At 68.9% G+C, this 3,977-nt stretch carries 5 protein-coding genes; 4 read left to right on the forward strand and 1 reads right to left on the reverse strand.

All coding sequences use genetic code 11. The features are described 5' to 3' along the window. Positions 1–331, reverse strand: a 331-nt coding sequence (locus ACTIFJ_RS15005; protein WP_439534920.1) for a phosphoenolpyruvate carboxylase, incomplete at its 3' end; no start/stop codon positions are given. Between the two features lie 128 nt (positions 332–459). Between ACTIFJ_RS15005 and ACTIFJ_RS15010 the strand changes: the two genes are divergently transcribed. The 4 genes from ACTIFJ_RS15010 to ACTIFJ_RS15025 all read left to right on the forward strand — a co-directional run. Further along, on the forward strand, positions 460–822 hold the full coding sequence (locus tag ACTIFJ_RS15010; protein WP_439534921.1) for a hypothetical protein: 363 nt from the start codon (positions 460–462) through the stop codon (positions 820–822). A 122-nt stretch (positions 823–944) separates the two neighbouring features. Beyond that, complete coding sequence (locus ACTIFJ_RS15015) at positions 945–1,265, forward strand: hypothetical protein (protein ID WP_439534922.1); 321 nt, start codon at positions 945–947, stop codon at positions 1,263–1,265. Then, entirely contained in the window at positions 1,265–2,938 is a 1,674-nt protein-coding gene (ybaL, locus tag ACTIFJ_RS15020) for a YbaL family putative K(+) efflux transporter (protein ID WP_439534923.1), read from the forward strand. The genes ACTIFJ_RS15015 and ybaL overlap by 1 nt, the downstream gene beginning before the upstream one ends. Before the next feature lie 17 nt (positions 2,939–2,955). Further along, positions 2,956–3,977 (forward strand): 2-hydroxyacid dehydrogenase (locus ACTIFJ_RS15025; RefSeq protein ID WP_439534924.1); only part of this gene is annotated, 1,022 nt, incomplete at its 3' end.

Here is a 3,977-nt window from a genome sequence, read left to right on the forward strand (position 1 = left end):
GGCAGGCGCCGCGCCCGGTATCGGTGGCACCACCGTCGTCGGCGAGGTTGGCGAGCAGCGAGAACAGCAGGAAGCCGCGGACGAAGCGTAGCGTCTCCTCGAGATCGAGCTTGCCGAGCCGCTCGCTGAGTGCCGCCGCCGCAGCCGGATTGCCGGTGCGGTGCGCATCTACCGAGGCGAGGCGGACGCCCTCGATGGCATCGAAGACCGCGGTGCCATCCTCGGTGCGGATGACGTCGCCGAGCAGCCGGCCGAGATAGCGGACGGTGGTGCGGTCGCTGCTGGTGCGATCCTTGCTGGAAAGGGGGCGGTCATGTGCGTGGCTGGCCATGGGGGAAGGTGGCGCGATTTGGCGCTGCCGGTCAATCCCGCCCGTCCGTGCTGGCCGCAAACAGCGGGGGACAAAGGGACGCGGCGTTCCTATATCGACCGGTGATGCCGCCGCTCGTTGCCCCGCCGGTGCTCCGGACCTGGAGCCATGTCGCCAGAACACTTTGGCTGGCGATGCTGTGCGCGATCCTCGCCCATGCGCTGCTGCCGGCGCCGTTCCAGCTGGCCCGTGTCTCGGGCTCGGCGTTCAGTGCCGCCACCAGCGACACGGCGCTGGCGGCGCAGCAGCGCGTCCGGGCCGGCGAGACGCCGGCGCCGCGCCTGCCCGATGCCGGCCCGCTGCCGTCGGCGCTGCTGGTGCTGGCCGGGCTGCTGCTGGCGCTGCCGGCGGCCGCTCCGCTGGCGGGAGCGGCGCCCGACTGGCGGTTTGCGCCGCCGATGCCCGATCCTGGTGGCCATCCGTCCGCCGCCCGCGCGCCACCTCAGGCCTGATCCATCCGCCGGCCCGATGGCCGGCGCGTCATCGGCCGGCCCGGCGCCGGCCTGTTCATCTGCCGGCAGTTGCCGGACGGGCCGTGCCCTTGCGCGGGCGGCCCTGCGTGGAAGGATCAGAAATGTCAGTCGAAAAGACGCTCCCCCGGGCAACCGGGGACGCCGGGGTCGCCGACCGCACTCTCCATGAAATTCTCATTCTCGCCTATCCCGACATCGACGAGACCGAACTGGAACTTGTGATCGGCCTGATCGCCAGGCCCACGCATGAAGAGTTCATATGGTTGTATTCAGGGGATGTGCTGCGTAGCAAGGTGAAGCAGATCCGTGCCGATCATCCGGCGCGCTTCATCAACCGCCAGCGGGAAATGATCATCATCGCAGCCCTTGTCCTTGCCGTCTTCGCCTCCTGCTGGCTGTTGTGGGACATCGGACTCCGCTGATGCCGCACATGACCCCCCTTATCGGCACGATTGTCGCGGGTCTGGTCATCGCCTTTGTGATGGGGGCGATCGCGCATCGGCTGCGCGTCTCTCCGATCGCCGGCTATCTGCTGGCCGGAGTTCTGGTGGGGCCGTTCACGCCGGGGTTCGTTGCCAATGCGGCGCTGGCCGCCGAACTGGCCGAGATCGGCGTGATCCTGCTGATGTTCGGCGTGGGGCTGCATTTTTCGCTGCGCGACCTGCTGTCGGTGCGGCGGATCGCCGTTCCCGGTGCTGTCGTGCAGATCGTAGTGGCGACAGCGCTCGGCATGGGGCTGGCCCATCTGCTCGGCTGGTCGCTGGTGGCCGGCATCTTCTTCGGGCTGGCGCTGTCGGTGGCGAGCACCGTGGTGCTGCTGCGGGCGCTGCAGGCGCGCAACATCGTCGAGACCGAGCGCGGCCGCATCGCCGTGGGCTGGCTGATCGTCGAGGATCTGGCGATGGTGCTGGCGCTGGTGCTGCTGCCGCCGGTCGCCGCGCTGGTGGCCGACCAGAGCGGCGGGGGCGGCGAGACGCTGTTGCGCGCGCTGGGCGATGTGGCGCTCAAGGTCACCGGCTTTGTCGCGGTGATGCTGATCGTCGGCCGGCGGGTGATCCCCTGGCTGCTGCACTGGGTGGTGCATACCGGCTCGCGTGAGCTGTTCCGGCTGGCGGTGCTGGCGATCGCGCTCGGCGTCGCTTTTGGCGCGGCGCTGGTGTTCAACGTTTCCTTCGCGCTGGGCGCCTTTTTTGCCGGGATGATCCTCGGCGAGACCCAGCTGAGCCGGCGGGCGGCGGAGGAGACGCTGCCGCTGCGCGATGCCTTTGCCGTGCTGTTCTTCGTGTCGGTGGGGATGCTGTTCGATCCCAAGGTGATGATCGAGCAGCCGCTGCCGCTGCTCGGCACCGTGGCGATCATCGTGCTCGGCAAGTCGATGGCCGCCTATGCCATCGTCCGGGCCTTCGGCTATCCGAAGCAGACGGCGATGACGATTTCGGTCAGCCTCGCCCAGATCGGCGAATTCTCCTTTATCCTGGCGACGCTGGGCACCGAGCTGGGCGTGCTGCCGGCGGCGGGGCGCGACCTGATTTTGGCCGGGGCGATCATCTCGATCATGCTCAACCCGTTCATCTTCTCGGCGCTGGGTCGCATCCGCAGCGCCGCCGAGGAGGCCGAGGCACAGCTGCCGCCGACGTTGGCGGAATCTGCGCGGCTGACGCCAACGCGGGCTGAATCGGCGCTGCTGATCGGCTATGGCCGGGTCGGCCAGCTGATTGCGGGCAACATCAAGCGGCGCGGCGGGCAGCTGCGGATCATCGAGGAACAGCCGGACATGGCGCGTCGCGCCGCCGACGACGGCTTCGACGTGGTCAACGCCAATGCCGCCGAAGCGCGGACGCTGGCCAAGGCCGGCATCGAGCAGGCGACGATTCTGCTGATCGCCATTCCCGAGGGCTATGAGGGCGGCGCCATCGCCGAGATGGCGCGGCAGCTCTGCCCGGGGCTGCCGATCATCGCGCGCGCGCATTCGGACGAGGAGGTGGCCTATCTGGAGAAGCGCGGCGCCGATCATGTGGTGATGGGCGAACGCGAGACTGCCGACCGGATGTCCGAGCTGGCGGTGGCCAGTTATCGCAAGACGGCAGCGGGTTGACCCTGAGGAGACGATCCATGGCGGCGCATGATCTGAAGAAGGGGCTGGCTCGCATCGCAGTGTTCGGCACCAAGGCCTATGACCGGCAGTTCCTGTCAGCGGCGAATGCCGCTCATGGCTTCGAGATCCAGTTCATCGAGGCGCCTCTGACGCCGGCGACGGCGCGGCTGGCGGCCGGGCATGAGGTCGTCTGCGCGTTCGTCAACGATGTCGCCGACCGGGTGGTGCTGGGGTTGCTGGCCGAGGCGGGGGTGGGGCTGCTGGCGCTGCGCTGTGCGGGCTACAACAATGTCGACCTGGCGGCCGCCGAGGCGCTGGGGATCGCCGTGGTGCGGGTGCCGGCCTATTCGCCGCATGCGGTGTCGGAATTCACCATCGGGTTGCTGCTGTCCCTCGACCGCAAGATCCACCGGGCGTGGTCGCGGGTGCGGGAGAACAACTTTGCGCTCGATGGGCTGGTCGGGCGCAATTTGCACGGGCGGGTGGCCGGGGTGGTCGGTACCGGGCAGATCGGCGGGCTGGTGGCGCGCGCGCTGCGCGCCGGCTTCGGCTGCGAGGTGCTGGCCAGCGATCCGGTGGTGGACCAGGGGCTGGTCGATATCGGCGTGCGCTACGTGCCGCGCGAGCGTCTGCTGCGCGAGGCGGAGATCGTCACATTGCATTGCCCGCTGACGCCGGAGACGCGCCACATGATCGATGCGGCGGTGCTGGCGGCGGCGCGGCCGGGGTTGGTGATCGTCAACACCAGCCGGGGGGCACTGATCGACAGCGCGGCGCTGATCGCGGCGCTGAAGCAGCGGCGGGTCGCGGGAGTGGCGCTCGATGTCTATGAGCAGGAAGCCGGCGTGTATTTCGACGATCTGTCGAACGAGATCATCGACGATGATGTGCTGCAGCGGCTGCTGACCTTTCCCAATGTGCTGATGACCGGGCACCAGGCGTTTTTGACCGAGGAGGCGCTGACGGCGATCGCGGCGACGACGCTGGCCAGCATCGCCGATTTCGTCGCCGGGCGGCCGTTGCTTAACCGGGTGCGGGA

The organism is Polymorphobacter sp., assembly GCF_051860865.1.
GTDB lineage: Bacteria > Pseudomonadota > Alphaproteobacteria > Sphingomonadales > Sphingomonadaceae > Sandarakinorhabdus.

Coding starts and splice junctions, on each gene's coding strand:
- ybaL (WP_439534923.1), top strand. CDS start 1,265: ATGCCGCACATGACCCCCCTTATCGGCACGATTGTCGCGGGTCTGGTC.
- ACTIFJ_RS15015 (WP_439534922.1), top strand. CDS start 945: ATGTCAGTCGAAAAGACGCTCCCCCGGGCAACCGGGGACGCCGGGGTC.